Source organism: Nonomuraea bangladeshensis (assembly GCF_039529455.1).
Taxonomy (GTDB): domain Bacteria; phylum Actinomycetota; class Actinomycetes; order Streptosporangiales; family Streptosporangiaceae; genus Nonomuraea; species Nonomuraea bangladeshensis.
This window is the reverse complement of record NZ_BAAAMV010000010.1, coordinates 324,494-350,963: the sequence shown is the minus strand read 5'-3', so window position 1 is coordinate 350,963 and position 26,470 is coordinate 324,494. Positions and strand designations below refer to the sequence as shown.

At 73.2% G+C, this 26,470-nt stretch carries 28 protein-coding genes; 10 read left to right on the top strand and 18 right to left on the bottom strand.

Annotation, left to right across the window (positions count from 1 at the left end; genetic code table 11):
- Positions 1–9 precede the first annotated feature (9 nt).
- From ABD292_RS34260 to uraD, 6 genes are read right to left on the bottom strand one after another with little or no spacing between them, the layout of a single operon-like run.
- Entirely contained in the window at positions 10–1,365 is a 1,356-nt protein-coding gene (locus tag ABD292_RS34260) for an 8-oxoguanine deaminase (protein ID WP_344214737.1), read from the bottom strand.
- Positions 1,362–1,835: a (2Fe-2S)-binding protein gene (locus tag ABD292_RS34255; RefSeq protein WP_344214735.1), complete on the bottom strand. Its 474-nt coding sequence runs from the start codon at positions 1,833–1,835 to the stop codon at positions 1,362–1,364. Before ABD292_RS34255 ends, ABD292_RS34260 begins: the two co-directional genes overlap by 4 nt.
- On the bottom strand, positions 1,835–2,698 hold the full coding sequence (locus ABD292_RS34250) for an FAD binding domain-containing protein (protein ID WP_344214733.1): 864 nt from the start codon (positions 2,696–2,698) through the stop codon (positions 1,835–1,837). The genes ABD292_RS34255 and ABD292_RS34250 overlap by 1 nt, the downstream gene beginning before the upstream one ends.
- 5 nt (positions 2,699–2,703) lie before the next feature.
- Positions 2,704–3,564 carry a factor-independent urate hydroxylase gene (gene pucL, locus ABD292_RS34245; RefSeq protein WP_344214731.1) on the bottom strand — a complete coding sequence of 287 codons (861 nt, stop codon included), beginning with the start codon at positions 3,562–3,564 and terminating at the stop codon, positions 2,704–2,706.
- Entirely contained in the window at positions 3,564–3,869 is a 306-nt protein-coding gene (gene uraH, locus ABD292_RS34240; RefSeq protein WP_344214729.1) for a hydroxyisourate hydrolase, read from the bottom strand. The genes pucL and uraH overlap by 1 nt, the downstream gene beginning before the upstream one ends.
- Positions 3,866–4,375 carry a 2-oxo-4-hydroxy-4-carboxy-5-ureidoimidazoline decarboxylase gene (uraD, locus tag ABD292_RS34235; RefSeq protein ID WP_344214727.1) on the bottom strand — a complete coding sequence of 170 codons (510 nt, stop codon included), beginning with the start codon at positions 4,373–4,375 and terminating at the stop codon, positions 3,866–3,868. The genes uraH and uraD overlap by 4 nt, the downstream gene beginning before the upstream one ends.
- Positions 4,376–4,550: 175 nt before the next feature.
- Between uraD and ABD292_RS34230 the strand changes: the two genes are divergently transcribed.
- A complete protein-coding gene (locus ABD292_RS34230) occupies positions 4,551–5,393 on the top strand; it encodes a deoxyribonuclease IV (RefSeq protein ID WP_344214726.1) in 843 nt (280 codons plus the stop codon).
- Positions 5,394–5,943: 550 nt separating this feature from the next.
- Here the strand turns inward: ABD292_RS34230 and ABD292_RS34225 are convergent.
- Together ABD292_RS34225 and ABD292_RS34220 are read right to left on the bottom strand one after the other, a co-directional pair.
- Entirely contained in the window at positions 5,944–6,684 is a 741-nt protein-coding gene (locus ABD292_RS34225) for a LytR/AlgR family response regulator transcription factor (RefSeq protein ID WP_344214725.1), read from the bottom strand.
- Positions 6,685–6,802: 118 nt separating this feature from the next.
- On the bottom strand, positions 6,803–7,399 hold the full coding sequence (locus ABD292_RS34220) for a molybdopterin-dependent oxidoreductase (RefSeq protein ID WP_344214723.1): 597 nt from the start codon (positions 7,397–7,399) through the stop codon (positions 6,803–6,805).
- Positions 7,400–7,645: 246 nt separating this feature from the next.
- Here ABD292_RS34220 and aroF point away from each other — a divergent pair, with 246 nt between their 5' ends.
- Positions 7,646–8,677 (top strand): 3-deoxy-7-phosphoheptulonate synthase, encoded by a 1,032-nt coding sequence (gene aroF, locus ABD292_RS34215; protein WP_344214721.1) that lies wholly within the window; start codon positions 7,646–7,648, stop codon positions 8,675–8,677.
- Between the two features lie 55 nt (positions 8,678–8,732).
- On the opposite strand, the gene thiI is transcribed toward aroF, so the two are convergent.
- A complete protein-coding gene (gene thiI / locus ABD292_RS34210) occupies positions 8,733–9,932 on the bottom strand; it encodes a tRNA uracil 4-sulfurtransferase ThiI (protein ID WP_344214719.1) in 1,200 nt (399 codons plus the stop codon).
- Between the two features lie 187 nt (positions 9,933–10,119).
- Here thiI and ABD292_RS34205 point away from each other — a divergent pair, with 187 nt between their 5' ends.
- Together ABD292_RS34205 and ABD292_RS34200 are read left to right on the top strand one after the other, a co-directional pair.
- Complete coding sequence (locus tag ABD292_RS34205; RefSeq protein WP_344214717.1) at positions 10,120–10,983, top strand: MHYT domain-containing protein; 864 nt, start codon at positions 10,120–10,122, stop codon at positions 10,981–10,983.
- An 81-nt stretch (positions 10,984–11,064) separates the two neighbouring features.
- A complete protein-coding gene (locus tag ABD292_RS34200) occupies positions 11,065–11,883 on the top strand; it encodes an MHYT domain-containing protein (protein ID WP_344214715.1) in 819 nt (272 codons plus the stop codon).
- Positions 11,884–12,019: 136 nt separating this feature from the next.
- Here the strand turns inward: ABD292_RS34200 and ABD292_RS34195 are convergent, their stop codons facing one another.
- Positions 12,020–13,045, bottom strand: a complete 1,026-nt coding sequence (locus tag ABD292_RS34195) for a 6-phosphofructokinase (RefSeq protein WP_329580691.1) — start codon at positions 13,043–13,045, stop codon at positions 12,020–12,022.
- 112 nt (positions 13,046–13,157) lie between these two features.
- Positions 13,158–14,108, bottom strand: a complete 951-nt coding sequence (locus ABD292_RS34190; RefSeq protein ID WP_344214713.1) for a lactonase family protein — start codon at positions 14,106–14,108, stop codon at positions 13,158–13,160.
- Between the two features lie 22 nt (positions 14,109–14,130).
- On the opposite strand from ABD292_RS34190, the gene ABD292_RS34185 reads away from it, so the two are divergent.
- On the top strand, positions 14,131–15,045 hold the full coding sequence (locus ABD292_RS34185) for a bifunctional helix-turn-helix transcriptional regulator/GNAT family N-acetyltransferase (RefSeq protein WP_344214711.1): 915 nt from the start codon (positions 14,131–14,133) through the stop codon (positions 15,043–15,045).
- 16 nt (positions 15,046–15,061) lie between these two features.
- On the opposite strand, the gene ABD292_RS34180 is transcribed toward ABD292_RS34185, so the two are convergent.
- Together ABD292_RS34180 and ABD292_RS34175 are read right to left on the bottom strand one after the other, a co-directional pair.
- Positions 15,062–16,084 (bottom strand): alkaline phosphatase PhoX, encoded by a 1,023-nt coding sequence (locus tag ABD292_RS34180; protein WP_344214709.1) that lies wholly within the window; start codon positions 16,082–16,084, stop codon positions 15,062–15,064.
- A 160-nt stretch (positions 16,085–16,244) separates the two neighbouring features.
- A complete protein-coding gene (locus ABD292_RS34175) occupies positions 16,245–16,712 on the bottom strand; it encodes a Dps family protein (protein WP_344214707.1) in 468 nt (155 codons plus the stop codon).
- 128 nt (positions 16,713–16,840) lie between these two features.
- Between ABD292_RS34175 and ABD292_RS34170 the strand changes: the two genes are divergently transcribed.
- From ABD292_RS34170 to mmuM, 3 genes are all read left to right on the top strand, one after another.
- Entirely contained in the window at positions 16,841–17,500 is a 660-nt protein-coding gene (locus ABD292_RS34170; RefSeq protein ID WP_344214705.1) for a helix-turn-helix domain-containing protein, read from the top strand.
- Positions 17,497–19,923 carry a VIT domain-containing protein gene (locus ABD292_RS34165; protein ID WP_344214703.1) on the top strand — a complete coding sequence of 809 codons (2,427 nt, stop codon included), beginning with the start codon at positions 17,497–17,499 and terminating at the stop codon, positions 19,921–19,923. The genes ABD292_RS34170 and ABD292_RS34165 overlap by 4 nt, the downstream gene beginning before the upstream one ends.
- Before the next feature lie 72 nt (positions 19,924–19,995).
- Complete coding sequence (gene mmuM / locus ABD292_RS34160) at positions 19,996–20,862, top strand: homocysteine S-methyltransferase (protein WP_344214701.1); 867 nt, start codon at positions 19,996–19,998, stop codon at positions 20,860–20,862.
- 45 nt (positions 20,863–20,907) lie between these two features.
- Here the strand turns inward: mmuM and ABD292_RS34155 are convergent, their stop codons facing one another.
- Together ABD292_RS34155 and ABD292_RS34150 are read right to left on the bottom strand one after the other, a co-directional pair.
- Positions 20,908–21,333: a DoxX family protein gene (locus ABD292_RS34155; protein ID WP_344214699.1), complete on the bottom strand. Its 426-nt coding sequence runs from the start codon at positions 21,331–21,333 to the stop codon at positions 20,908–20,910.
- A 61-nt stretch (positions 21,334–21,394) separates the two neighbouring features.
- On the bottom strand, positions 21,395–22,105 hold the full coding sequence (locus ABD292_RS34150) for a lysophospholipid acyltransferase family protein (RefSeq protein ID WP_344214697.1): 711 nt from the start codon (positions 22,103–22,105) through the stop codon (positions 21,395–21,397).
- Positions 22,106–22,266: 161 nt separating this feature from the next.
- Here ABD292_RS34150 and ABD292_RS34145 point away from each other — a divergent pair, with 161 nt between their 5' ends.
- Together ABD292_RS34145 and ABD292_RS34140 are read left to right on the top strand one after the other, a co-directional pair.
- Positions 22,267–23,025 (top strand): alpha/beta hydrolase, encoded by a 759-nt coding sequence (locus ABD292_RS34145; protein WP_344214695.1) that lies wholly within the window; start codon positions 22,267–22,269, stop codon positions 23,023–23,025.
- Between the two features lie 46 nt (positions 23,026–23,071).
- Entirely contained in the window at positions 23,072–23,536 is a 465-nt protein-coding gene (locus ABD292_RS34140) for a hypothetical protein (RefSeq protein ID WP_344214693.1), read from the top strand.
- 25 nt (positions 23,537–23,561) lie between these two features.
- Here the strand turns inward: ABD292_RS34140 and ABD292_RS34135 are convergent, their stop codons facing one another.
- The 3 genes from ABD292_RS34135 to ABD292_RS34125 form a co-directional block, all read right to left on the bottom strand.
- Positions 23,562–24,692 (bottom strand): hypothetical protein, encoded by a 1,131-nt coding sequence (locus tag ABD292_RS34135; RefSeq protein ID WP_344214691.1) that lies wholly within the window; start codon positions 24,690–24,692, stop codon positions 23,562–23,564.
- Between the two features lie 115 nt (positions 24,693–24,807).
- Positions 24,808–25,515: an endonuclease/exonuclease/phosphatase family protein gene (locus tag ABD292_RS34130; protein ID WP_344214689.1), complete on the bottom strand. Its 708-nt coding sequence runs from the start codon at positions 25,513–25,515 to the stop codon at positions 24,808–24,810.
- Positions 25,516–25,525: 10 nt separating this feature from the next.
- Positions 25,526–26,458: an ROK family glucokinase gene (locus tag ABD292_RS34125; protein WP_344214687.1), complete on the bottom strand. Its 933-nt coding sequence runs from the start codon at positions 26,456–26,458 to the stop codon at positions 25,526–25,528.
- Between the last annotated feature and the right edge of the window lie 12 nt (positions 26,459–26,470).

The window sequence follows — 26,470 nt, the reverse complement described above, 5'->3', positions numbered from 1 at the left end:
CCTTAACGGTCATGCCGCGCCTCCGGCCCGTTCGAGCAGCCTGCGCCCCGCCTCGGCCCCGGCCCGCCCGAGCGCGTCCTGGGGGGCGGTCCTGAGCTCGCCGTCCGCGACCACCGTACGTCCCCCGACCAGCAGCCGGACGAGCGGCAGCGCGGGCCCGAACACCAGCGCGCAGACCGGGTCGGCGACGGCCGCCGCGTACGGCCCGTCCACCCGCCACAGGGCGACGTCGGCGAGCTTGCCGGGCTCCAGCGTGCCCAGCTCGCCCTCGCGGCCGAGGTTGCGCGCCCCGCCCAGGGTGGCCAGCTCCAGTGCCTGGCGGGCGGTCAGCGCCCGGGGGCCGTAGCGGGCCCGCTGGAACAGCAGGGCCTGGCGCATCTCGCCGGCCAGCGGCGTCAGCTCGGAGGAGGCGGCGCCGTCCACGCCGAGGCCCACGTTCACGCCGCGCCGCAGCATCTCCGAGACGCGGGCGATGCCGGCCCCGAGCCGGCCGTTGGAGGACGGGCAGTGGGCGGCGCCGGTGCCGGTGATGGCGAGCTTGGCGATGTCGGCGTCGCTGAGGTGCACCGTGTGGGCGAGCCACACGTCGGGACCGAGCCAGCCCAGCTTGTCCATGTAGTCCACGGGCCGCAGGCCGAACTGCTCCAGGCAGTGCTCGTCCTCGTCCACGGTCTCGGCGAGATGGGTGTGCAGGCGTACGCCCATGTCCCGCGCCAGGGCGGCCGACTGCGTCATCAGCTCGCCGCTCGCCGAGAACGGCGAGCACGGCGCCACCGCCACCCGCAGCATCGAGGAGGGCGACGGGTCGTGGTAGGCGTCGACGGCCTCGGCGGTGGCGGCGAGGATCTCGTCCAGGTCCTCGACCACCTCGTCCGGCGGCAGCCCGCCGCGCGACTCTCCCCTGTCCATGGAGCCGCGGGCCGGATGGAAGCGGAGCCCGACCTCGCGCGCCGCCTCGATCCCGGCCGCGAACAGGTCGCCCCGCCCCTTCGGGAACAGGTAGTGGTGGTCGCTGGAGGTGGTGCAGCCGGACAGCGCCAGCCAGCCGAGCCCGGCCGCCGAGGCGCCCCTGACGATCTCGGCGTCCATGGCGGCCCACACGCGGTAGAGCGCCACCAGCCACTCGAACAGGGTGGCGTCCTGCGCGAGCCCCTGGGAGGCCCACTGGTAGAGGTGGTGGTGGGTGTTGACCAGCCCGGGGGTGGCCAGGCAGCCGGTGCCGTCGAGGCGTTCCGCGCCGGGCGCGTCGGGGGCGGGGCCTGGGCCCAGCCCGGCGATCCTGTCGCCCTCGATCCTCAGCCAGCCCGCGGCGATCTCGGGGCCGGCGACCGGCGCGAGGTGCACGTTCTCGATGATCAGGCTCATCCGGCGGCCCTTTTCCTGGTGGCGGCCAGGCGCACCGCGTCGAGGATCTTCTCGTAGCCGGTGCACCGGCACAGGTTGCCCGCCAGCGCCTCGCGGATCTCCGCGTCGGACGGGTCAGGCAGGCGTTCCAGCAGGTCGTGCGCCTGCACGAGCAGCCCGGGCGTGCAGAAGCCGCACTGCACGGCCCCGCACTCGACGAACGCCTCCTGCACCGGGTCGAGCCTGTCCCCCTCGGCCAGGCCCTCCACGGTGCGCACCCGCCGGCCCTCGGCCTGCCCGGCGGCGACCAGGCAGGAGCAGACCGGCTCGCCGTCCAGGTAGACGGTGCACGAGCCGCACTCGCCCTGCTCGCAGGCGTTCTTGGAGCCGGGGAGGCCGAGCCGCTCGCGCAGCACGTACAGCAGGCTCTCGCCCTCCCACACGCCGTCGGCGCTCTCCTCGCGGCCGTTGACGGTGAACGTGACGCGCATCAGGCCGCCCTCCTTCCTCGGTGGTCGTTCCAGGCCCAGGTCAGCGTGCGGCGGGCCATGACGTCGAGGGCGCGCAGACGGTAGGCGGCGGTGCCGCGTACGTCGTCGATCGGCGCGGCCGCCCCCGCGCACAGCCGCCCGAACCGCTCGACCAGCGCCGGGTCGAGCACGGGCGCGTCCCAGTCGAGCTCGCGGGCCATCAGCTCCTCGGCCTCCTCGGCCCGGCGCGGCGTGGGGGCGGCCGAGCCGATGCCGGTGCCCACCCGCCGCCGCGCGGGGTCGAGCGCGATCGCGAACGAGCACACCGCGATCACCATGGCGTTGCGCGTGCCGACCTTGGAGAAGTACTGAGGGCCGGGCGCGCTCGGCACGCGTACGGCCCTGATCAGCTCGTCCGGCCGCAGGGCGCTGCGCTTGACGCCGAGGTAGAACCGCGCGGCGGGGATCGTCCGCACGCCCCCGTCCCGCGACTCCACCTCGATCACCGCCCCGGCGGCCAGCAGGGGCGGATGGCTGTCGCCCGCGGGCGAGGCCGCGCCGAGGTTGCCGCCCACCGTGCCGCGGTTGCGGATCTGCGGCGAGCCGACCGTACGCGCCGCCTGCGCCAGCCCCGGCACGACGCCGCAAAGCTCCTCGACGATCACCCGGTACGGCACCCCGGCCCCGATCCGGCACTCGCCGCCGGCCACGGACCACTCCCGCAGCTCGGCCACCCGCGTGAGGTCGAGCAGCGCGGGCGGCCTGCGCACCGCGAAGTTGATCTCCACCATGACGTCGGTGCCGCCCTGGAGGGGCACCGCCTCCGGCTGGTCCGCCTTGGCGGCCAGCGCCTCCGCCCACGTCGTGGGCCGCAAGAAGTCCATCGTGGCTACTCCCAGGCGAATCCGGCGTCGGGCGCGTCCTCGCGGAGCACGCCGCCCTCGATGAGCCCGTACGGCCGGTCGGCCGCGTGGTAGACCTCGTTGTCGTTGTCCAGGCCGAACGGCGACAGGTCCACCAGGAAGTGGTGCCTGTTGGGCAGGGCGAGCCGCACCTCGCACAGCTCGGGACAGGAGGTCAGGACGCGCTCGCCCATGGCGTACAGGGTCTGCTGGAGCGACAGGCTGTGGGTGCCGGCGAACGCCTCCAGCAGGCAGCCGCGGGCCCGCTCGTACGAGGCCGCGTGGTCGGCGCTCTCCCCGCTGTGCCGCCAGCGGGCCGTGACGGCCGTGGCCAGGATGCGGTCGGTGGTGGGCTGCAGGGTGGTGTACTCGTCCACGGCGAACCCGTGGAACTCCGAGCCGGTGGTGTTGAGCAGCACCAGGTCCTTGAGTCCCGACACCACCGTGGTGCGGCCGTCGCGGTCGTGGTGGACGACGCAGGTGCGCACCTCGCCGCCGTCGCGGACGAACGAGTGCGGGCCGCCGCGGCGCCAGGCGTACTCCTCGATCTCCACCCGCGCGTGGTGGACGGCCCGCCCCGCGCCGACGAAGTGCCGGGCCAGCAGCAGCGCGAACTCCTCGATCTCGCCGACGCCGTGCTTCCTGGCGAAGGCGTGCACGGTGTTCTTCTGGCTGTCGGTGGGCAGCACGGCGGCGTTGTCGCCGGTCAGGTGCACGGCCTCCATGTCGCCGGAGAGCGCGGTGGAGACGTTGAGGTCCTTGAGGTGGTGGACGGGGCCCTCGCGGACCACCCGGACGAGCCTGACGCCCGCCTTGCCGTAGCGGTTGGGGCCGAGCTTGACGGTCATCAGCTTCCTCGGTAGGTGGAGTAGGCGTAGGGGCTGAGCAGCAGCGGCACGTGGTGGTGCTGCGCGGGGTCGGTGACGGTGAAGGCGATGACCACCTCGGGATAGAAGGTCTCGGCGAGGTAGCCGCCGGTGTCGAAGACGACGCGGTGCACGCCCGCGCCCGCGGTGTCCCACCCCTTGATCCGGCCGTCGCCGTCGGTGCGGCCCTCGGCCAGGACGCGCCCGCCGGCGTCCTCCAGGCGCACCCGCACCCCGGCGGCCGGCCGCCCGGCGACCGCGTCGAGCACGTGCGTCGAGAAGCTCACTCCCCTCCTCCCATCAGCTTGACCAGCCGCAACCGGGTGATCTTCGCCAGCTCGCCGCGTACGGCCGCGCGCTCGCGCTCCTCGTCGTTGCCCAGCCGCTCGCGCAGCCGCGCCAGCAGCTCGGCCCCGCCGAGGCCGGTGGCGCACACCAGGTAGACGTGCCCGAAGCGGGCCTCGTAGGCCCGGTTGCCCTCGGCGAGCGCGGCGCGCAGGTCGTCGCCGACGCCGGACTGCTCCTGCCGCGACCAGGCCGCCTCCCGGCCCGCGCCGACCGGCCGCTCCCCGATCCTCGGGTGGGCGGCCAGCGCCTCCAGCACGTCCGGCCAGGCCAGCGCGCCGGCCGCCGCCTCGGCCGCGGCCAGCAGGGCGGCGAGGTCACCGTACGGCCGGCCCGCCGCCACCCGCGCGGCGAAGGCGGTGGAGGCGCAGCAGGCGCGCAGCTCCTCCTCGGCCTGTCCCGCCGGGGCGGCGTTGAACGCGGCGAGCGCGCTGAGCGTTGCGGGCATGTGAGAAGTACACACAGGCCCTTCGTGCCCGGTCCATCCGCGAGAACTCCCAACTCCCGCCCCTGGGGCGGCCCGCTTTTCGTGTCATGCTCCAACACGCTCACTGCCGGCACGGGGGTTCGCGCAGGTGGCGGCGGCTCCGGGCGGCGCGGGGTGCGCCTAAACTGAGGGCATCATGAGCCCAACATCCCTGATCGGCGGACACGTGTCCGTGACCGGCGGCCTGGCGACCGGCGGCCTGAAGTACATGGCCGAGATCGGCGCCGAGATGATCCAGGTGTTCGTCACCAACCCGCGCGGCTGGGCGCTCAACGACGGCAAGCCCGACCAGGACGCCAAGCTGGCCGAGTCGGGGGTCACGGCCTTCATCCACGTGCCCTACCTCGTCAACTTCGGCTCGCCCAACGCCGACACGCTCGCCAGCTCGGTCGGCGTGGTCCGGCACGCGCTGCGGCGCGGCGTCGAGACCGGCGCGAAGGGTGTCGTGGTGCACACGGGCTCGGCGGTGACGCAGCCGCGCGACGACGCCATGCGCCAGCTCCGCGAGCACCTGCTGCCGCTGCTCGACGAGATCCCCGACGGCGGGCCCGACCTGCTGCTCGAACCGATGGCCGGGCAGGGCGCCATGCTGTGCGCGACCGTCCAGGACCTGGAGCCCTACCTCGCGGCGCTGGAGTGGCATCCGCGCGCCTGCGTCTGCCTCGACACCTGCCACGCCTTCGCCGCCGGCCACGACCTGGCCGCGCCGGGCGGGGTGGCCGAGACGTTCGACGCGCTGCACCGCATCGCGCCGGGCCGGCTCAAGCTGATCCACGCCAACGACTCCAAGGACGTGTGCGGGGCGAAGAAGGACCGGCACGAGAACATCGGGGCGGGGCACATCGGCGCGGAGCCGTTCGCGGAGATCATGCGGCATCCGGCGGTGGCGGGCGTGCCCATCTGCATCGAGACGCCCGGCAAGGCGCCCAAGCACGCCGAGGACATCGCTCTGCTGAAGAAACTGCGCGACGCCCACTGAGCCCCGCCCAGGGCGGGATCTTGTGACGCTGGGGCGCCCGCGCGCGCGATCCGACCGCCCCCGTGGCCGGATCGCGGGGCCGGCGAACCGGCCTCGGCGGGCGCCCCTTCACGGTCCGGCGTGGCGGGCCCCACCCCCCGGTCAAGGGCCCGGCCGCCGCGGCGGCCGGCGAGGGCCGCCGGTGAGTCCGGCGCATCAGACCTGCGGTGAGCCCCCCCGGCTCGTCCCCCCGATGCGCCGGAGTGGCTTCCGATGCCATGACACTACGGATGCGATCTTGGGAGCGAAACCCCGTTGCCGACCAGCGCGTCGAACGGTCCGTAGTCAGCGCTGTACGGAGAGTGGGTTGACGACGAGCGGTCACCTCGGAACGACGAGCGGCCGATCAGGGGCGTGCCCGGTGGCCCGGCGCCCGCGTCCGCCTTCTCATCCGGCCCGTCCGCCCTGCCGCCCGAGGGCATGTGACCAGGGAAATCATTACCACCGGCGCGGACGGCCCCGCCCCGTGAGCGGCGCCGGGGCGGGAGTGCCCGCACCCCGTTTCACGCCCTTACGAGATCACGCCCCGGTGCTGGCGGACGAGCTGCTCGCGCACCTGGCGGCTGTGCCGGCGGCTCACCGGGAGCTGCTCGCCGCCGACGGTGAGGACCACCCGCCCGCCCTCGAAGCGCAGCTCGCTGACGTGCCGCGCCGACACCAGCGTGCTGCGGTGGATGCGCAGGAACCCGGCCTGCGACCAGCGCCGCTCCAGCGCGGCCAGCGACATGCGGACGAGGTAGCTGCCGTCCACGGTGTGCAGCCGCACGTAGTCGCCCTTGGCCTCGGCGTAGCGCACGGCCTGCTGCGGCACGAACCGGGTGCGCCCGCCCAGCTCGACCGGGATGACGTCGTCCTGGACCGGCACGGGCGCGGGCGCCGCGGCGGCCTCCAGCCGGCGCACGGCCTCCGACAGCCGCTCGGCCCGGACCGGCTTGAGCAGGTAGTCGACCGCCTCCAGCTCGAACGCCTGCACCGCGCACTCCTCGTGGGCGGTGACGAAGACCAGCCGTGGCGGGCTCGGGAAGCCGCCGACCAGCCGGGCCAGGTCGAGCCCGTTGAGCCCCGGCATGCCGATGTCGAGGAACACGGCGTCGAGCCGCTCGCCGCCGCCGATCATCTGCACCATGTCCTGCAGCGCCGTGACGCCGTCGGCCGCGGTCGAGACGTGCTCGATCCGGTCGTCCTGGCGCAGCAGGTAGGCCAGCTCCTCCAGGGCGGGGACCTCGTCGTCCACGGCCAGCACTCTCAGCATGGCGGCCACGCTGCCGCATGAACGCGAAGGTCACAAGCGACACGCCAACGGAGCGTGCTGATTCAGCTACACCCAGGTGACGCCGGGCGCACCCGCCGTGTCCGCTTGAGCACGGGTGTCAGGGAGGCCCTTCGCCGGGTTCTTCCTGGTAGGAGTAGCGCTGCTCGCGCCAGGGGTCGGCGACGTTGTGGTAGCCGCGCTCCTCCCAGAAGCCGCGCCGGTCCTCCAGGAGGTATTCGACGGCGCGCACCCACTTGACGCTCTTCCAGGCGTACAGGTGCGGCACCACGATGCGGACCGGGTGGCCGCGCTCGGCGCTGAGCGGCTTCTCGTCCAGCTCCATCGCGAACAGCGTGTCGGGGGCCGCGAAGTCGGACATCCGCAGGTTGGCGCTGTAGCCGTACTCGGCCCAGATCATGACGTGGCTGACGCCAGGGTCGGGCGGGGCGGCCGCCATGAGGGTCGCCGGGGTGACGCCGCGCCACTCGTTGGCCATGAGCGAGAACTTGGTCACGCAGTGGAAGTCGGCCACGCGCGTCACGCGGGGCAGGGACTCGAACTCGCCCCAGGTGAAACGGTGCTCCTCGCCCGAGGCGGTGGCGCCGAACACCTTGAAGTCCCAGGTCTCCGGCTTGAACTGCGGCACCCTGCCGTAGTGGATGACGGGTCGGCCTCGCGGGACGTACTGGCCTGGTGGCAGGCGCGACTCCTCCACGATCTCTCCCCTCACCTGACTCGCGTCTGACGCACATCCTGCCACCGGTCCGCGCGCGGCTCGCGGCCGGGTCTCGTGCGATAGGATGCGGGCCTATGCGCAACGCGTTCCTGTTTTGGTATGGCGACGGACCCGAGTCCGTTCGCCATCTGACGCTGCGCTAGCAGACAGGCGAACGAAAGGCCCCGGGTCCGACAGGACCCGGGGCCTTTCGTGTTTTCCGGGGACGACAAGGAGAGTGTTCAGATGGTGATCGTCATGGGGCCCGAGGCCACGTCCGGCGACGTCGAGGCGATCGTGGGCCTCGTGCAGGCGGCCGGCGTGGAGGCGTTCGTCAGCAAGGGCGTACGGCGCACGATCGTCGGCCTGGTCGGCGACGTGGCCCAGCTCGACGGGGCGAGCCTGCGCGGCATGCCCGGGGTGCGCGACGTGATGCGGATCTCCGCGCCGTACAAACTGGTGAGCCGGGAGAACCATCCCGAACGCTCGACGGTCCATGTGGGCGGCGTGCCGATCGGCCCCGGCACCGTGACGCTCATCGCGGGACCGTGCGCCGTGGAGACCCACCAGCAGACGCTGGACGCGGCCCGGATGGCGCAGGCGGCCGGGGCGCGGCTGCTGCGCGGCGGGGCGTTCAAGCCGCGCACCTCGCCGTACGCCTTCCAGGGGCTGGGCGAGGCGGGCCTGCGCATCCTGGCGGACGTGCGCGAGGAGACCGGGCTGCCGATCGTGACCGAGGTGGTGGACGCCCGGGACGTGGAGCTGGTGGCCGCGTACGCGGACATGCTGCAGGTCGGCACCCGCAACATGCAGAACTTCGCGCTGCTGCAGGCGGTCGGCGCGGCCGGCCGGCCGGTGATGCTGAAGCGCGGCATGAGCGCCACCATCGAGGAGTGGCTGATGGCCGCCGAGTACGTCGCCCAGCGCGGCAACCTCGACATCGTGCTGTGCGAGCGCGGCATCCGCACCTTCGAGCAGGCGACCCGCAACACGCTCGACATCGCGGCGGTGCCGGTGGCGCAGCGGCTGTCGCACCTGCCGGTGATCGTGGACCCGTCGCACTCGGGCGGCCGGCGCGACCTGGTGCTGCCGCTGACCCGGGCGGCCCTGGCGGCGGGCGCCGACGGCGTGATCATCGACGTGCATCCGCACCCCGAGCAGGCGCTCTGCGACGGCCCGCAGGCGCTGGTGGAGGACGACCTGGGCGAGCTGGCCCAGGTCATGACGGACCTGCCGCCGCTGCTCGGCAAGTCGGCGGCGGCCGCGCTGGCGCTCTGAGGACCGGGGCGGCGCCGGCGCTCCGAGCGCCGCCCCCGGTCTCGGCCCCCTCGTCTCAGAGGGTGTATTCCTGGATCGAGTCGGCGAGCTGGACGCAGAGCTCCTCGGCGTCCAGCCGCCGCTCGATCTGCTTGAGGTCCTCGATCTTGGCGCGGGTCTCGGCCCGCTTGGGGGCCAGCAGGGAGCAGCAGTCCTCGTCGGGCAGCTCGGAGATCTCCAGCGTGCCGATGCGCCGGGCCTCGGCCATGATCTCGGTCTTGTCCCAGCCGACGAGCGGGCGCAGGATCGGCAGCTCGACCGCGTTGTCCTGGGCGGTGATGTTGGTCAGGGTCTGCGAGGAGACCTGCCCGAGCGCGTCGCCGGTGACCAGCGCGGCCGCCTTGATGCGGTGGGCGACCTCCTCGGCGGTCTTGAGCATGAGCCGCCGCTGCGCGATGACCGCCAGCCGGTCCTGGCCGGAGGTGCGGATCGACTGCTGCGCCTTGCCGAAGGGCACCACCCAGAGCCGCGAGCGGCCCTGGAAGCGGTCGAGCTTGCGCACCAGCGCGTACGCCTTGTAGATCGACTCGGAGGTGGTGAACGGGATGCCGGAGAAGTGCAGGAAGTCGACGTGGAGGCCGCGCCGCATCATGCGGTAGGCGGCCACCGGGGAGTCGATGCCGCCCGACATGAGGGCCAGCGCCCGGCCGCTGCTGCCGACGGGCAGGCCGCCCTGGCCGGGGATGCCGCCGGTGAAGACGAACACCTCGTCCCTGTCGACCTCGATGTGCAGGGTCAGCTCGGGGTTGCGCAGGTCGACGGGGAGGCCGTACTCGTCGTTGATGGCGCCGCCGACCAGGCGGTCGAGCTCGTTGGAGCGCAGGGGGAAGCGCTTGTCGCGGCGGCGCGAGCGGACCGCGAAGCGGGCGCCGCGCTTGGCCTCCTCGCTCTCGCCGACCAGCTCCAGGCCGGCCTTGAGGACGGCCTCGGGGTCCTTGGCGACCCGCCAGGCCCGGTGGATCCAGACCAGTCCGGGCACCTCGGCGACGCGCTGCGCGACGACCTCGGCCTGCTCGACGGTCGTGCCCTCGGGCAGGAAGATCGCGATCACGCCGTGCCGCTTGCGCACGTCGGTCTTGAGGTCGGTGCTGCCCTCCAGCGCGTGCCGGATGTTGGCGATCAGGCGGCGCTCGAACAGCTCGCGGTTCTTGCCCTTCAGGACGATCTCGCCCAGCTTGAGCAGTACGCACGGCTCGCCCAGGGCGGACATCGTCATGGTGGAACCTCCGGGGAACAGGGATGGGACGGCCTTCATCGCAACGCCGTGACCCATCGAGTTTAGTCCGCGTGCGGCCTGCGCCGTTTCCGACAGGACATTTGACAGATAGTTCAAGTATCCATGCGTAAGGGATATCCGGGATGGAAGAATTCGGTGACCCCTAACCCCCGAGGACCTCCGCCCCATGACCTCTGCCGTGAACCACTTCACCCACGGTCCGCTCACGCCGGCGCTCGCGTACGTGATGTCCTGCCTCGGGTCGATGCTGGGACTGCGGCTCACCGCCCAGGCGCACGCCTCGCGCGGCGGCGCGCGGACCCGCTGGCTGCTCGGCGCGGCCGTCTCCATCGGCGGCACCGGCATCTGGGTGATGCACTTCGTCGCGATGATGGGCTTCGCCGTGGACGGCACCAGGATCACCTACGACGTCCCGCTCACCGTGGCGTCGGCGCTCGTGGCGATCGTGGTCGTCGGCACCGGCCTGTTCCTCGTCTCCTACGGCCGGGGCCGGCTCCCCGCGCTGCTCGGCGGCGGCCTGCTCACGGGCCTCGGCGTGGCCTCCATGCACTACCTCGGCATGTACGCCATGAACATGTCCGCCCACGTCTCCTACGACCGCCCCACCGTGGTGCTCTCGGTGGCGATCGCCGTGGTCGCGGCGACGGCGGCGCTCTGGTTCACGCTGCGGGTCAAGAAGCCGGTCTGGATCACCGCCGCCGCCCTCGTCATGGGCCTCGCGGTGTCCGGGATGCACTACACCGGCATGGCCGCCATGCGCGTCACCGTGCACGCGCCCGCCGACGGGCGGCCCGCCCCGGCGACGGGGGCCGACGCCCTCGACTTCCTCGTCCCGCTCATGACCGTGATCAGCCTGATCACGCTCACCATGCTGCTCATGGTGCTGCTGTCGCCGTCCCAGGAGGAGCTGCACGAGGACGCCGAGCTCGTGGCCAAGCTGGAGCTGCGCCGGCGTACGGCCCGGCAGGAGCGCCTGGCCCGCCCGCGCCCGCCGATGCCGCAGGAGCCGAGAGTCCCTCACGTCTCATAGGCACAGTTTGGCAACAGGTGGTTGCGCCCTGACGACTCGCTGTGGATACTCCCTTATCTCTGCGTAAGGGACTGGTGAGTCATGTCGCCGATTGACCATTTCTCCTTCGGGCCGCTGACGCCTGTCATGGCGTACCTCATCTCCACCGCCGGCAGCATGCTCGGCCTCATGCTCACCTCGCGGGCGCGGCTCATGGGCGGGCGCGAGGCGAACTACTGGCTGCTCGGCGCCGCGCTCGCCATCGGCGGCACAGGCATCTGGACCATGCACTTCATCGCCATGATGGGCTTCTCCGTGAGCGGCACGGTCATCCGCTACGACGTGCCGCGCACGGCCGCCTCCGCGGTGCTCGCCGTCGTCGTCGTGGGGCTCGGGCTGTTCCTCGCCTCCCACCGCGGTGAGCGGCTGCCCTACCTGCTCGGCGGCGGCCTGCTGACCGGGCTCGGCGTCGCCGGCATGCACTACCTCGGCATGTCCGCTATGAACCTGTCCGCCCACCTCTCCTACGACCCCGTCGTCGTGGCGCTGTCGGTGCTCGTCGCGATCGGGGCGGCCACGGCGGCCCTGTGGTTCACGCTGCGGGTCAGCGGCGCGCTGAAGGTCGGCGCGGCGGCGCTGGTGATGGGCGTGGCGGTCTCCGGCATGCACTACACGGGCATGTTCGCCCTGTCGGTGCACGAACACACGGAGATGGCGACGCCGCCGGGCGCGCGCGGCATCGACTTCCTGCTGCCGCTGATCGTCTGCCTCAGCCTGGTGACCGTGGGGCTGCTGCTCGCGCTCATCCTGTCGCCGTCGGAGAAGGAGCTGCGCGGCGAGGCGGAGCTCCGCGAGCGGCTGCGCGGGCTCGGGGAGGGGGGCGCGCCGGAGGTCGACCTGTTCGGCACGCCCCGCAGGTGATCTATAGGTGGGGGTACGGCCTGCGACACGTGGTGGGCCGCCGACTCTCCGCGGCGCAAGCCGTACCCTTGAGCGGGTTGTAGCGGAAACCCCGCTGGACCCAAAGGTACGGCCGGCGCTTGCAGGCGGCTTGCAGCTAGCCGAAGAAGACCTCGGCCTCGGCGTAACGTTCCACCGGCACCGTCTTCAGCTCGGACGTCGCCTCGTCGAGGCCCACCCTCACGATGTCGGTGCCGCGCAGCGCGACCATCTTGCCGTAGTCGCCCTCGTGGGCCGCGTCGATCGCCTGCAGCCCGAACCTGGTGGCGAGCACCCGGTCGTAGGCCGTCGGCGTGCCGCCGCGCTGGATGTGGCCGAGGACCGTGGTGCGGGCCTCCTTGCCGGTGCGCTTCTCGATCTCCTTGGCCAGCGTCTCGCCGATGCCGCCGAGGCGTACGTGCCCGAACGCGTCCAGCTCGCTCGCCTGCAGCGCCATCTGCCCCTCCAGCGGATGGGCGCCCTCGGCGACGACGATGATCGGCGAGTAGCGGGTGCGGAAGCGGGATTCGACGTATTCGCAGACGCGGTCGATGTCGAACGGCTTCTCGGGGATGAGGATGACGTTGGCCCCGCCCGCCATGCCCGCGTGCAGCGCGATCCAGCCCGCGTGGCGGCCCATGACCTCGCAGATGAGCGCCCGGTGGTGGGACTCGGCCGTGGTGTGGAGGCGGTCGATGGCCTCGGTGGCGATGTTGACGGCCGTGTCGAAGCCGAAGGTGTAGTCGGTGCCGGACAGGTCGTTGTCGATGGTCTTGGGCACGCCCACGACGTTGACCTGGCGTTCGTAGAGCTGCCTGGCGACGCCCAGGGTGTCCTCGCCGCCGATGGCGATCAGCGCGTCCACGCCGCCGGCGGCCAGGTTCTCCTTGATGCGGTCGACGCCGCCCTCGATCTTGATGGGGTTGGTCCGGGAGGAGCCCAGGATGGTGCCGCCACGCGGGAGGATGCCGCGGACGGCCTGGATGTCGAGCGGCATGGTGTCGCCCTCCAGGGGGCCGCGCCAGCCGTCGCGGAAGCCCACGAACTCGTGGCCGTAGACGCTCACCCCCTTACGTACGACAGCCCTGATCACGGCGTTGAGCCCGGGGCAGTCGCCCCCTCCTGTGAGCACTCCGATACGCATGGCGGGTTCCTCCCGTTGGGGTTCACGAACCTGACCTCAGTATTCAGCTCGCATTCTGCCCACATCCCCCGCCAGTGGTCTAGACCAAACGCCGAACCCTCTCGGCGGAGAATCAGCCCACCAGCACGCAGGCGGGGCTCTCCGCCGCGTACGACTCCCCCGTGAGCTCGGGCACGCCGCCGGTCAGCGCGAGGACGGTCACCGTGCCCGAGTGCTGGTTGGCGACGTAGAGCCGGTCGCCGTCGATGGCGAAGTGGCGCGGCCACGCGCCGCCGCAGGGCACCTCGGCCACCGGCGCGAGGTCCGCGGCGCTCAGCACGGTGACGGTGTCGGGGCCGCGGTTGGCGACGTAGACGTGGTCGCCGTCGAGCTGGAGGTGGGAGGGGGCGTTGGCGACGCCGGCGACGCGGGAGGCGGGCGCGACGGTGCGCCGGCCGTCCTCCTCGATCATGGTGACGGTGCCGTCGAGCTCGCCCGCGACGTAGAGGCGGCCCCCGGCGAAGGCGAAGTGGCGCGGGCCGGTGCCGGGCTGCAGGGTGAGAGGCTCCAGCGGCGTGCCGTCGGGCAGGTAGCGCCGGATCTCGTCGGTGCCGAGGTCGGAGACGTGCAGCACGCCGTCGTGGAAGACGGCCTCGTGGGCGTGCGGGCCCTCCTGGCGCTCCGGGTCGGGGCCGGAGCCCTCGTGGCGCAGCGCGATCGGCTCGCCCTCGAACGCGCCCCGCGCGTCGAGCCGGTAGAGCACGGCCGTGCCGTCGCCGTAGTTGGTGGCGGCGAGCAGCGTGCCGGACGGGTCCACGGCCACGTGGCACGGGCTGGAGCCCTCGCTGGGCCGTTCGTCGAGGGGCGCGAGCCCGTCGTCGCGGACGGCGAAGGCGGTGAGCCAGCCGCGTTCGAGCTCGCCGACGGCGTAGAGCACCGGCAGCGTGGGATGGACGGCGAGGAACGACGGCGCGGCGACCCGGGTGAGGTCACCCTCGCGGCCGAAGCGCCCGTCGCTGTCGCCGCCGAAGGTGAGGATGCCGGGGCCGTAGCCGCCGATGCGCAGGAGCTTCACAGCTCCCATCCAATCATGGTTGACTGTGGCAATGGATTCGTTGACGCAAGCAAGGGTTTCTGAGGTCCGGGCCTTCAACCGCTTCTACACCCAGCTGATCGGCGTGCTGCGGGCGGGCATGCTGGACTCGCCGTACTCGCTGACCGAGGGCAGGGTGCTGTTCGAGCTGGCCCACGCCGAGCCGATGGAGACCGGGGAGCTGCGCTCGCTGCTCGACCTCGACGCCGGCTACCTCAGCAGGATCCTCACCCGCTTCGACGCCGAGGGGCTGATCCGGCGCGAGCGCTCGGCCTCCGACGCGCGCAAGCAGGTCGTCCGTCTCACCGACAAGGGCTCGGCCACGTACGCCGACCTCGACCGGCGCTCGGCCGAGCAGATCGAGCGGCTGCTGTCCGGGCTGCCGGAGGCCGACCAGGGGCGGTTGGTCGGCGGCATGGCCACGATCAGGTCGCTGCTGTCGGACGGGGAGCCCCGGCCGGAGCCGTACGTGATCAGGCCGCCGCGCACCGGCGACCTCGGCTGGGTCGTCCAGCGGCACGCCGACCTCTACAGCCGCGAGTACGGCTGGGGCACCGCCTTCGAGCAGACCGTCGCCGGCATCGTCGCGGGCCTCGACTTCACCAAGGACGCCGGCTGGATCGCCGAGGCCGGCGGCGAGCGCGTGGGCTGCGTCTTCTACGTGCGCGAGGACGACGGCCAGGCGAAGCTGCGGATCCTGCTGGTCGAGCCGTCCGCGCGCGGCATGGGCATCGGGCGGCGGCTGGTCGAGGAGTGCCTGCGGCACGCCAGGGCCGACGGCCGCCGGCGGATCACGCTGTGGACGCGCGACTGCCTGGTGAGCGCGCGGCGCATCTACGAGGCGGCCGGCTTCCGGCTGACGGCGGAGGAGAAGGGCACGGAGAACGGCGTCGAGGTCAACGAGCAGTGGTGGACGCTCGACCTGTGAGCCTCCCGCGGGGCTCTCAGGCTCGGAAGGGGCCAGCGACCTCGAACGTGCGGCCCTCCGCCCGGCCGCGCCTGGCCGAGAAGTAGAGCCGGTCGCCGCGCGGCGAGAACGCGAGGCCGGTCAGCTCCACCCCGGCCTGCCCCTCCAGCCGCAGGAACGGCGTGACCTCCCGGTCGGGGGCGATCACGTCGATCTGGGTGGTGCGCCGGGCCGCGTAGAGGTCGCCGGAGGGCGCGGCCGTGATGGTGCGCACCCCCTCGCACAGCCGGTCGAGGGCGGCGGTCTGCCCGTCGTAGGCCCACAGGCCGGCGTCGCCCTTGGTGGTGAAGTAGCAGACCCCGCCCGCGTAGTGGCAGGCGTCGCCGCCGTCGAAGCGGCGCGCGTCGGCCACCTGGTGGCGGGTTTCCCGCAGCAGCCCGGCGGGCGACGGCACCACCCGCCACTGCCCGGAGCCGCACAGCACCTCCAGCGTGCCCTCGGTGAGGTCGCCCCAGTCGGAGGGGCTGAAGCGGTAGAAGCAGCCGTCCGGCTCGTCCTCGGTGAGGTAGACCACGCGCCGCTCGGGGTCGCAGGCGGCGGCCTCGTGCCGGAAGCGGCCCATGGCGAGGCGGGGCCGCGCGGCCCGCGCGCCGTAGGGGTCGCACTCGAAGACCCGGCCGCGGTGGCCGAGCTCGCACGACAGCCAGGTGTGCCACGGCGTGGCGCCGCCCGCGCAGTTGAGGTCGGTGCCGGACAGGATGCGGTAGGCGTCGCCCACCGTGCCGTCGGCGCGGAAGCGCAGCGCCGACGCGCCGCCGAGCAGCGGCAGCTCGGAGTTGGACACGTAGATCCAGCCGTCGCCGTCGGGGAAACAGGCGCCGCCGTCGGGCGCGGCGTGCCAGGTCAGCCCGGCGACCTTGTCGCCGCTGCGGGCCACCACCCGGCCGGTGAACCCCGAGGGCAGCGCGAGACCTTCGGCGTCCGGCAGGCCGAGCGGTCCGTACGGGCTGGTGCCGCCCTGCATGAGCGGGCCCGTGCGGAGGAGAGTCTTGTGGGACATCGTGGGGCCTCCCTCTAGGTGCCACGCTAGTGGACCGCACGGACATGAATGGCAGGGATTCGCGAGTTCAAACTCTGCGCAAACCTCGCCAGGGGGCGGTCACGCGCGGAGCCCGGGGCCGCTTCCTCGGTCCCCGGGCTCCGGGCATGCCGTGCTCCGCTCAGGTCATCGCCTGGAACATCCAGTGCTGCTTGTCGATCTCCTGGACCGCGGCGATGAGCAGGTCCTGGGTCACCGGGTCGGCCTCTTCGGTCTGCCGGATGCGCTCGTACATGCGCTTGCTGATCCCGCCCAGGCAGTCCGTGATGGTCGCGACGACCTTGCCGTCCTCCAGCCAGCCGCTCTCCAGCTGGGCCAGCTTGGTCGCCTTCGCGACGGTGGCGGCCCGGCCGTCGGGGTTGATCCCGAGGGCGACGGCACGCTCGGCGAGCGTGTCCATGTGCGTCCTCGCGAGCGCGACGACCTGGTCGAGCTGGAGGTGGACCGAGCGGAAGTGGCTGCCCACGAGGTTCCAGTGCGCCTGCTTGCCGACCAGCGACAGGTCGATCAGGTCGATCAGCGCGCCTTGCAGGCACTCGGCGACGGTGTTCCTGGCGTCGTCCGAGAGCGGACCTTTGATCGTGGCCATTATCGAGATTCCTCCCCATCCGTCGGTTTTGTTGCTACTTGCCATCAATCGGCAACGTCTGTCCCCCTGCCCAGCTCGGCGGCGGCCTAACATTGACACTGCAATAGTGACAGTGTCATTGTTGAGGTATGAGCGAGACCTGGACCATCGGCGAGCTGGCCGAGCACGCGGCGCGCGCACTGCGCGACGGCGCCGCGCCGCTCAGCGGGCGGGTCCGCGACGTGCCCGGGGAACGGCTGATCCGGTGGTACACCACCATCGGGCTGCTCGACCCGCCGCTCACCCGGCGCGGCCGCGTCGCCCGTTACGGGCGGCGGCACCTGCTGCAGCTCGTCGCCGTCAAGCGCCTGCAGGCGGCGGGACGCTCGATCGCCGACATCCAGGCGGCGCTCGCGGGGGCGACGGACCACACCCTGGAGGAGACGGCGTCCCTCCCGGCCCATCCCGCGACCCATCCCCCGGCCTATCCCGCGGTCCCTTCCCCGGCCCAGCCTCCGGTTCTTCCCTCGGCCTCTCCCCCGGTCGCCCCCTCTGTCCCTCCGCCTGTCGCGTCCGCCGACGGGGCGCCGGGCGGGCGCGGGCGGTTCTGGGCGGAGCGGCCGGCGGCCGGCTCCGGGAGCACGCCCGCGGCGGCCGGGGATCCGGTGGTCGTGACGGGGATCAGCTTGGGAGGCGGGGTCCGGCTCGTGTGGGACGGCGGCCGGGTCCCGTCGGAAGAGGACGTCCAGGCGGTGCTGGCGGCGGCGGGCCCGCTGCTCGCGGTGCTTATGGAGAGGAAGCTGACATGAAGATCACTTCGCTGGAGCCCGCCCGGTGCCTGCCGGTGCCGGAGGCCGGGTTCGGCGCCTTGCTGACGGAGCGCGGCAACCTGCCGCTGGAGAGCGTGGACGTCGCGGCGGACATCTCGGGCCTGATCGCCGGGGTCGAGGTCACGCAGGGCTTCCGCAACCCGTACGACGTCACGCTGGAGGCCACCTACGTCTTCCCGCTGCCCGACCGGGCCGCCGTGACCGGCTTCCGCATGGAGGCCGACGACCGCGTCATCGAGGGCGTGCTCAAGGAACGGGCGCAGGCCAGGGCCGACTACGACCGGGCGCTGCGCGAGGGCAGGCGGGCGGCCATCGCCGAGGAGGACCGTCCCGACGTCTTCACCATCCGGGTGGGCAACATCCTGCCCGGCGAGCGCGTCTCGGTGCGGCTGACGCTGAGCCAGCCGCTGCCGTACGAGGACGGCGCGGCCACCTTCCGCTTCCCGCTCGTCGTCGCGCCGCGCTACATCCCCGGCGACCCGATCGACGGGCCGCCCGCGGGCGGCGGCGTCGCGCCCGACACCGGCGCCGTGCCGGACGCCTCCCGGATCACGCCGCCGGTGCTGCTGCCCGGCTTCCCCCACCCGGTGCGCCTGTCGCTCGCCGCGACCGTGGACGCCGCCGGGCTGGAGCTGCGCGAGCTGGCCTCCAGCCTCCACGTCGTGGAGGAGGAGGGCAACACCGTACGACTGAAGCCCGGCGAGCGGCTGGACCGCGACTTCGTCCTGCGCCTGTCGTTCGAGGCGTCCACGTCGCTCCAGCTCCACAGGGGTAGCGACGGAGAGGCCGGCACGTTCGCGCTCACCGTCGTGCCGCCGCCGCTGCAGGCCACCCGCACGCCGCGCGACCTGGTGCTGCTGCTCGACCGGTCGGGCAGCATGGGCGGCTGGAAGATGGTGGCCGCGCGCCGCGCCGCCGCACGCATCGTGGACACGCTGACGCCGCAGGACCGCTTCGCGGTGCTGACGTTCGACTCGGTGGTGGAGCGGGCCTTCGAGGGGCTGGCGGAGGCGTCCGACCGCAACCGCTACCGCGCCGTCGAGCACCTGGCCCGCGTGGACGCCCGCGGCGGCACCGAGCTGCTGGAGCCGCTGCGCCAGGCCGTCGCGCTGCTGGGCGGCGGCGAGGCCGGGCGGGAGCGGGTCGTGGTGCTGGTCACCGACGGCCAGGTGGGCAACGAGGACCAGATCCTGGAGCAGGCGGGCGGCGCGCTCTCGGCCATGCGGGTGCACGCGGTCGGCATCGACCGGGCCGTGAACGCCGGCTTCCTCGGCCGCCTGGCCGGGCTCGGCGCGGGCCGGTGCGAGCTGGTCGAGTCGGAGGACCGCCTCGACGCCGCCATGGAGCACATCCACCGCCGCATCGGCGCCCCCCTGGTCACGGACCTGTCGCTCGACGGCCTGGACGCCGAGCCTGACACCGTCACCCACCTCGGCTCGATCTTCCCCGGCGTGCCGCTGCGCGTGTACGGGCGGTGCCGCGAGGGCTCGGCGGTGACCGTGCGCGGCGTGGCCGCGGGCGGGCCGTGGGAGGAGCGGGTCGAGGGCGTGCCGGTGGACGCCCCCGCCCTGCGCGCCGTCTGGGCCCGCGCGCACCTGCGCGAGCTCGAGGACCGGTACGCCATGGGCGAGCACGACCTCGAGTCCCGGATCGTACGGGTCTCGCTGGACAACGGCGTGTTGTGCCGCTTCACGGCATACGTGGCCGTGGACACCCGCCAGGTCGCCGGCGGCGAGCCCGAGCACCACGTCATCCAGCCGGTCGAGCCGCCGAGCGGATGGGACTCGCCGGTCCCGCCGGCGGGCGGCACCTTCGCGGCGGCGGCCCTGATGGCCATGCCGCCCTCCGCTCCCCGGATGCGGGCGCCGGAGCCGACGCTGGGGGTGGCCGGGGGCTTCGACGACCTGGACGTCCCTGACTTCCTCACCCCCGGCCCGGCCGCCCCGGGCGGCGGCGGGCCCGGCGCTCCTGGCGGAGGTCCCGGCGGGCCCGGCTTCCCCGGGCGGCCGCCGATGCCGCCGCCGAGGGCGCCCTTCCCGGCCGGTCCGCCCGCGGGCGGTCTGCGCGGGCGGGGCAAGTCGCGGCCCGCGCCGCGCCGTACGCAGGGGCTGGAGGCGGTGCGTCCGCAGCTCGCCGCCGAGCTGGACCGGCTCAGGGCCCTGCCGGCGCCCGACCTGGCCTACCTGGCCGACCTCGGGACGCGGCTGGCGGCGCTGGCGGCGTACCTGGGCGGCGAGGAGCGGCTGGAGGCGCTGGCCCGCGACCTGGAGGCGGCCGAGCGGCCGGGCGCCGACGCCCGCGCGCTCCACGACCACGCCGTCGCGTCGCTGACCGCCCTGCTCGGCTCCCCGCCCGTCCCGCCGGAGGCCCCGCGCCGGGGCCCCTTCTGGAAACGCTCCTGAGCGGAACGCCGCCGTGAGCACGCGATGCTGGGTTTGCGCCGGAGGTGCCTCCGGCGCAAATACCCTGTACGGGTGACCACACTTGTCCTGGACGGCGGCCTGTCCACCCACCTCGAACGCCTCGGCGCCGACCTCAGCGACGAGCTCTGGTCGGCCCGCCTGCTGCTCGAACGCCCCGAGCTGATCCGCCAGGCGCACGCCGACTACTTCGCGGCGGGCGCCGACGTGGCCACGACGGCCAGCTATCAGGCGACGTTCGAGGGCTTCGCCCGCCACGGCATCGACGCCGCCCGCGCGGAGGCGCTGATCAGGCTGTCGGTGGAGCTGGCCAGGCAGGCCCGCGACGCGGCCGGGCGCGGCCTGGTGGCGGCGTCCGTCGGCCCGTACGGCGCCTTCCTGGCCAACGGCGCCGAGTACACCGGCGACTACGACCTCGACGAGGACGCTCTTTACTCCTGGCACCGCCGCCGGTGGGACGTCCTCGCCTCCGCCGGCGCCGACCTGCTGGCCTGCGAGACCATCCCCTCCTACCCGGAGGCGCGGGCCCTGGCCCGGCTGCTGGAGGACACGCCCGGCGTCCGGGCCTGGGTCAGCTTCTCGTGCCGCGACGGCGAGCGGCTGAACGACGGCACCCCGATCCGTGAGGCCGCAGCGCTGTTCGCGGGCAACGCGCGGGTGGTCGCCGTCGGCGTCAACTGCACGGCCCCCCGCCACATGCCCGCGCTGATCGCGGCTCTCCAGGGCGGCCTGCCGGTCGTGGTCTATCCCAACTCGGGCGAGAGCTGGGACGCCGGTCACCGGCGCTGGCTGGGGCTCGCCGATCCGGTGGAGTTCGGGCAGGCGGCCGCCGAGTGGCAGCGGGCGGGCGCGTCACTCATCGGCGGCTGCTGCCGTACGACGCCGCAGCACATCGAGCAGATCCGCGCCCACCTCACCTGACCGGCGGGCGCGGCCGTGGAACGGCTCAGAACGGCTCAGAACGGCTCAGGTGATGACGGGCTGGGTGCGACGGCGGCGGGTCAGCGCGTTGTCGAGGGCGAAGGCGCCGCCGCCGGTGAAGCCGACCGCGAGGCTCCCGGCGGCCAGCGCCAGGACGAACTCGTAGCCGCCGTCGCCGGTCAGCCCGTGCGGGCCGTGGACGAAGACGATCGCGCCGATCATGTCGAGCGCGAGCAGCGCGCCCGCGATCGGCAGCGCCGCGCCGAGCACGAGCGCGAGGCCGCCCGCCACCTCCAGCGCGGCCACGGCGGGCGCGGCCAGCCCGGGCAGCGGGATGCCGGCGGCGGCGAAGAACTCGGCCGTGCCCGCGATCCCCATGGTCGCGAACTTCTGGTAGCCGTGCACCAGGAAGATCACCCCGAGGGCGATCCTGGCCAGCAGCAGGACGACGGGACGGGCTTGGTCGAGCATGCGGTCTCCTCGGCTCAGGACAGCGCACATCACTCTACGCCACCGATCCGCTACCGTCAGTTCACTGCTGGGCCGCGCCGGTCGCTCGGGCGGCCCGCTCCATCTCGATACGGGCGCTGACGGCGTACTTGTCGACGTATTCCTGGCCGGACAGCTCCATCAGGGCGTACATGATCTCGTCGGTGACCGCGCGCAGCACGAGCCGGTCGTCCTCCATGCCGTAGTAGCGGGAGAAGTCGAGCGGCTTGCCGAACCTGACGCCGGGCCGGATGCCGAGCTTGGGCAGCGGCCGTCCCGGCGGCATCATCTCGTAGGTGTTGACCATCGCCCAGGGGATGACCGGGGCCCGCGACTCCAGCGCCAGCCGGGCGACGCCGGTCTTGCCCTTGTAGAGCCGGCCGTCGGGCGAACGGGTGCCCTCGGGGTAGATGCCGAGGATGTGCCCCTCACGCAGGATGCGCAGGCCGGTGCGGAGCGCCGCCTCGCTGGCCTTGCCGCCGGAGCGGTCGATCGGCACGGTGCCGACGCCGCTGAAGAACAGCCTGGTGAAGAAGCCCTTGATGCCGCGCCCGGTGAAGTAGTCGGACTTGCCGAGCGAGATGACCTTGCGCTTGAGTTGGAGCGGTCCGAAGAAGTGGTCGGCGAACGACAGGTGGTTGCCGGCCAGGATCACCCCGCCCTCTCTGGGCACGTTTTCGACGCCCTCGGCCCACGGCCTGAACACGAGGTGGAGGAACGGCCCCAAGATGGCCTTGACCACCCAGTAGAACACTCCGGCACCTCTTTTCCAGCAAATTTGTCCGTGGGCAGAGTCATCTTCCCATCCCGAGCGCCTTGCAACTACACCAGCTCTCGCACAAACACCCTTGAACGTGCGACGATCGGGCCGTTCCAGGATGAACAGCTGGAATGAAACTGCATGGAGGAGCTGTTATGCCGCTCATGCCAGGCGCGGAGCCCTACCACCACGACGGAGGCCAAGTCGGCGTGCTGCTCTGCCACGGGTTCACCGGCACGCCGCAGTCGCTGCGGCCATGGGCGGAGTTCCTCGCGGCGCACGGGCTCAGCGTCTCGCTGCCCCGCCTGCCCGGCCACGGCACGCGCTGGCAGGAGATGAACCGCACCCATTGGGAAGACTGGTACGCCGAGGTGGAGAAGGCGTTCGAGGACCTCCAGGGGCGCTGCGCCGAGGTGTTCGTGGCGGGGCTGTCGCTCGGCGGCTGCCTGGCGCTGCGGCTCGCCGAGGTGCACGGCCCGGCCGTCAGGGGTGCGGTCGTGGTCAACCCGTCCATCGCCAGCGACGTCCCGCTGCTGCGGCTGGCGCCGCTGCTGAAGTGGTTCGTGCCGTCGGTGCCCGGCGTCGCGAACGACGTCAAGAAGGCCGGCGCGCGCGAGCTGGCCTACGCCCGCACCCCGGTCAAGGCGGCGGCCTCGCTGCCCGGCCTGTGGGCACTGGTGCAGGCCGACCTGGCGAAGGTGACGCAGCCGCTGCTGGTCTACCGCAGCGTGGACGACCACGTGGTGAAGCCTACGAGTGTGGCGATCATCCGCAGGAGGGTCCCGCACGCCACGATCGAGGAGCTTACCGATAGCTATCATGTTGCGACGCTCGACAACGACGCCGACACGATCTTTGCCGGCAGCCTCGACTTCATCCGGACACATGCCTCGGTACCCTTGCAGAGGGACTGATCGCACCCAGGGGGAAGTCGCGATCACTGTGGAGAGGCCCATCTAGGTGACGCCCCAGAGTGACGAGGACGAGGTCTGGCGGCAGATCGTCGCGTCCTTCAACGACACCGCCGAGCGCGACTCGGCCGACCAGCCATGGCCGGACAGCGAGAACGTCCCCGCGGAGCCCACCCGGCGGGTGGTGAAACCCTCGGAGGAGCTCGAAGAGGACCTCGACGAGCCCGAGGACAAGAACGACGAGGGCGAGGACGGCGAGGAGGAGGGGCACTACGTGCCGCCGCCGCCCCCGCCGCTGCCCAAGGTCGACCTGGCGACGAAGGTGGCGTGGGTGGCGCTGTTCGGCGGCCCCGCCTACCTCCTGATCGCCGCCATGGCGAACTGGCACATGGAGGGGTGGGCGCTGTTCACGGCGGTGGCGGCGTTCATCGGCGGGTTCGTGGCGCTGGTGGTGCGCATGGGTGACGGTCCGCCGTCCAACGACTCCGGCTGGGACGACGGCGCGGTGCTCTGACAGCGCAGGCGGTCGCGCCGCCGGCTCAGGATCTCGTCCGGGCGGCGGTGGAGGCGGCCGTGGTCTTGGGGGCGAACGACTCCACGACGTCGGTGTAGCGGTCGGAGGTGTCGACCGCGTGCCCGACCGCCCACACCGCGCCTTTGCCCGCGAGGTAGGTGACGGCCTGGAGACGCACGCTGCTGCGGCCCTTGTCGGCGCCGCCCCGGATGATCGAGCACGAGCCCTTCTCGCAGCGCGCCACGAACGGCTCGGCCGCCCGGTCGGGGTCGTAGCCGGTCATCCAGTAGCGGCCCTTGCCGTCGCCGGTCACGCCGTAGAGCCGGGCGCCGGTGACGGGCAGGCTCTGCCGCTTCCAGCGCTTGCCGTTCCAGACGAGCACGAGCGGCGCGATGTCGCCGGGGCCGCTGTAGACGCCGCCGACCGCGACCGCCCGCTTGGCGTTGTCGGTCTGGATGTCGCGGAGGTAGCCGCCGGGGATCGAGGGCAGCGGCATCGGCTTCCACGTGCCGCCCGAGTTGTGCGCGATGAGCGGCTCGGTGCCGGTGTCGCCGACGGCGAAGCCGCCCGCCACCGCGTAGAGCGCGCCCTTGTCCTTGAGCTGCTGCACCGTCCAGGCGCCGTTCTGGCCGGTGAGCACGAGTGCGCGCTTCTCGCGGCTGCCGACCGCCACGACCTTGGCGCCCTTGGCGTCGACGCCGCCGAGCCAGTCGCCCGAGCGCAGCCCCTGCGGGCGGACCCGGTCGAAACCGGTCACGTCGCCGTGCGCGAGGTAGGGCAGCCCGTCGTGGCTGTCGCCCACCGCCCACACGTCGGACGGGCCGGCCGCGGCGAGGCTGCGCAGGTTGCCGGCCGCCGTGGCGTCGCGGATGGCCACCTCGCTCCACTGGGAGCCGTCCCAGTGGCGGATGGTGCCGCGGTTCTTCCACACGTCCCAGATCTGCTGCTGGCCGACCGCCCACACGTCGCCGGAGGAGACGGCGAGCACGTCGGACAGCGAGCCGTCGGCCTGCAGGCGCACGCTGGTCGACTGCTGCCACGCCTCGATCGCGGCGGGGCTGCGAGGATCGGCATGCGCGGCGGGCGTGACCTGCGGCAAGGCCACGGACGTCGCCAAGATCAGAAAGAGCGCACGCCGCCGAGAGCGACGGGTCATGAACAAATGCTACGGGCTGGCCGTCGGTCCCCGCCCGCCCGGTGCCCGACTCGGGCGCCCGGATGCCCCTGTTTGTCCCCGTATGTACCCTTCGGGGCGCCCCCTGGTGCTGTCCTCAGCCGCCGGGGAGGCACAGCTCGGCCACCACCGGCAGGTGATCGCTGGCGGCCGCGAGGTCGGCCGCGGCGGCGTCCGCTCCCCCGCAGGACACGACCCGCGCCTCGGGCGCGGCGAACACCCCGTCGATGCGCGCCGAGGGCCGCGCGGCCGGGAACGTCAACCCTCCTGACGCGAGAGGGGACGCCGCCGCCTCGTGGCAGTCGGACAGCCGCCCGGCCAGGTAACGCCAGGCCGGCTGGTGCGGCCGCTCGTTGACGTCGCCGCCGAGCACGATCGCCGCCCCGTACGGCGCCGCCGCCCGCTCCATCAGCGCCACCGCCTCGGCCGCGTGATGCACCCGCGCCGGGTCGTGCAGGTCGAGGTGGAGCGAGCCGACCGCGAGCCGCGCCCCGCCGGCCTCCACCACGGCGATCGCGAGCCCGCGCAGCTCCAGCCCGAGGAAGACGCGCAGCGCGTGGCTGCGTGCCTCCAGCACGCGTACCCGTGGCCCGGTCAGCACGGCGACGCCGCCGAGCCGGCCGGGGGTGGCCAGGCGCATGCCCGCCGCGGCGGCGAGCGCGCGCCGCCTGGCCCGCCACCGGCCGAACCTGGGCGCCTCCTGCACGCACAGCACGTCGGCCCGCAGGCCGGCGATCACGCGCGTGAGCGCGGGCAGGCTGTCGCGCAGCCCGTGCAGGTTGTACGTGCCGATCCGGACCGTCACGGACGGGCCGCTAGCGCTGCCTGGCCAGGTCGGCGGCGCCGACGACGCCGGCCGCGGCGCCCAGCTCGGCCAGCCTGATGTCGGCGAGCGGCCGGTGCCCGCGCCCGGTGAGCCGGGCGGCGAAGGACTCGCGGGCCCGGTCGATGAACAGGTCGGCGGCCCTGGACACGCCGCCGCCGACGATGAAGCAGCCGGGGTCGAGCACCGCGGCGAGGTCGGCCATGCCCTGGCCGAGCCAGTCGGCGAAGGACGCGAACGCCCGCAGCGCCACCTCGTCGCCCCGGCGGGCGGCCTCGGTGATCTCCTCGCCGTCGATCCTGCCGCCGGCCAGCCCGAGCAGGACGGAGGCCCGCTCCGGCTCGGCGCCGGCCAGCTCCCTGGCCTCCTTGACCAGGGCCTGGCCGCTGGCGTACTGCTCCCAGCAGCCGATGTTGCCGCAGCCGCACGGCCGGCCGCCCGGCTGGACCTGCATGTGGCCCAGCTCGGCGCCCATGCCCCACCGGCCGCGAAAGAGCGCGCCGTCGAACACCAGGCCGCCGCCGATGCCGGTGCCGAGCGTCACGCAGACCACGTGGGACTGGCCGCGTCCGGCGCCGAACCTGGTCTCGCCCCAGGCCATGGCGTTGGCGTCGTTCTCGATGACGACCGGCAGGCCGACCATGTCGCTGATCTTCTTCTGCAGCGGCTCCTCGCGCCAGGCGAGGTTGGGGGCGAAGCGCACGACCGAGCGGGTCTCGTCCACGAATCCGGCCGCGCCCACGCCCACCGCCTCGATCCGCCGGCCCGCGGACAGCTCGCGAACGACGTCGGCCACCGTGTCGGCCACCAGGTCGGGGCGGTCGGCGGCGGTGGGCCGCAGCGTGTGTTCGACGATCTTCCCTTGGTCGTCGACCACACCCGCGGCGACCTTGGTCCCGCCGATGTCGACACCGATCGTGAGCATGCCCGTCGTTCT

Excerpts from the sequence above, each read along its gene's own strand:
- pucL (WP_344214731.1), bottom strand. The coding sequence starts at position 3,564 with ATGACCGTCAAGCTCGGCCCCAACCGCTACGGCAAGGCGGGCGTCAGG.
- ABD292_RS34250 (WP_344214733.1), bottom strand. The coding sequence starts at position 2,698 with ATGGACTTCTTGCGGCCCACGACGTGGGCGGAGGCGCTGGCCGCCAAG.
- ABD292_RS34135 (WP_344214691.1), bottom strand. The coding sequence starts at position 24,692 with ATGACCCGTCGCTCTCGGCGGCGTGCGCTCTTTCTGATCTTGGCGACG.
- uraD (WP_344214727.1), bottom strand. The coding sequence starts at position 4,375 with ATGCCCGCAACGCTCAGCGCGCTCGCCGCGTTCAACGCCGCCCCGGCG.
- ABD292_RS34175 (WP_344214707.1), bottom strand. The coding sequence starts at position 16,712 with ATGGCCACGATCAAAGGTCCGCTCTCGGACGACGCCAGGAACACCGTC.
- thiI (WP_344214719.1), bottom strand. The coding sequence starts at position 9,932 with ATGACGATGTCCGCCCTGGGCGAGCCGTGCGTACTGCTCAAGCTGGGC.
- ABD292_RS34185 (WP_344214711.1), top strand. The coding sequence starts at position 14,131 with ATGGATTCGTTGACGCAAGCAAGGGTTTCTGAGGTCCGGGCCTTCAAC.
- ABD292_RS34170 (WP_344214705.1), top strand. The coding sequence starts at position 16,841 with ATGAGCGAGACCTGGACCATCGGCGAGCTGGCCGAGCACGCGGCGCGC.
- ABD292_RS34230 (WP_344214726.1), top strand. The coding sequence starts at position 4,551 with ATGAGCCCAACATCCCTGATCGGCGGACACGTGTCCGTGACCGGCGGC.
- ABD292_RS34260 (WP_344214737.1), bottom strand. The coding sequence starts at position 1,365 with ATGAGCCTGATCATCGAGAACGTGCACCTCGCGCCGGTCGCCGGCCCC.
- ABD292_RS34125 (WP_344214687.1), bottom strand. The coding sequence starts at position 26,458 with ATGCTCACGATCGGTGTCGACATCGGCGGGACCAAGGTCGCCGCGGGT.
- ABD292_RS34165 (WP_344214703.1), top strand. The coding sequence starts at position 17,497 with ATGAAGATCACTTCGCTGGAGCCCGCCCGGTGCCTGCCGGTGCCGGAG.
- aroF (WP_344214721.1), top strand. The coding sequence starts at position 7,646 with ATGGTGATCGTCATGGGGCCCGAGGCCACGTCCGGCGACGTCGAGGCG.
- ABD292_RS34180 (WP_344214709.1), bottom strand. The coding sequence starts at position 16,084 with ATGTCCCACAAGACTCTCCTCCGCACGGGCCCGCTCATGCAGGGCGGC.
- ABD292_RS34155 (WP_344214699.1), bottom strand. The coding sequence starts at position 21,333 with ATGCTCGACCAAGCCCGTCCCGTCGTCCTGCTGCTGGCCAGGATCGCC.
- ABD292_RS34205 (WP_344214717.1), top strand. The coding sequence starts at position 10,120 with ATGACCTCTGCCGTGAACCACTTCACCCACGGTCCGCTCACGCCGGCG.
- ABD292_RS34195 (WP_329580691.1), bottom strand. The coding sequence starts at position 13,045 with ATGCGTATCGGAGTGCTCACAGGAGGGGGCGACTGCCCCGGGCTCAAC.
- ABD292_RS34255 (WP_344214735.1), bottom strand. The coding sequence starts at position 1,835 with ATGCGCGTCACGTTCACCGTCAACGGCCGCGAGGAGAGCGCCGACGGC.
- ABD292_RS34190 (WP_344214713.1), bottom strand. The coding sequence starts at position 14,108 with ATGGGAGCTGTGAAGCTCCTGCGCATCGGCGGCTACGGCCCCGGCATC.
- ABD292_RS34225 (WP_344214725.1), bottom strand. The coding sequence starts at position 6,684 with ATGCTGAGAGTGCTGGCCGTGGACGACGAGGTCCCCGCCCTGGAGGAG.
- ABD292_RS34145 (WP_344214695.1), top strand. The coding sequence starts at position 22,267 with ATGCCGCTCATGCCAGGCGCGGAGCCCTACCACCACGACGGAGGCCAA.
- ABD292_RS34200 (WP_344214715.1), top strand. The coding sequence starts at position 11,065 with ATGTCGCCGATTGACCATTTCTCCTTCGGGCCGCTGACGCCTGTCATG.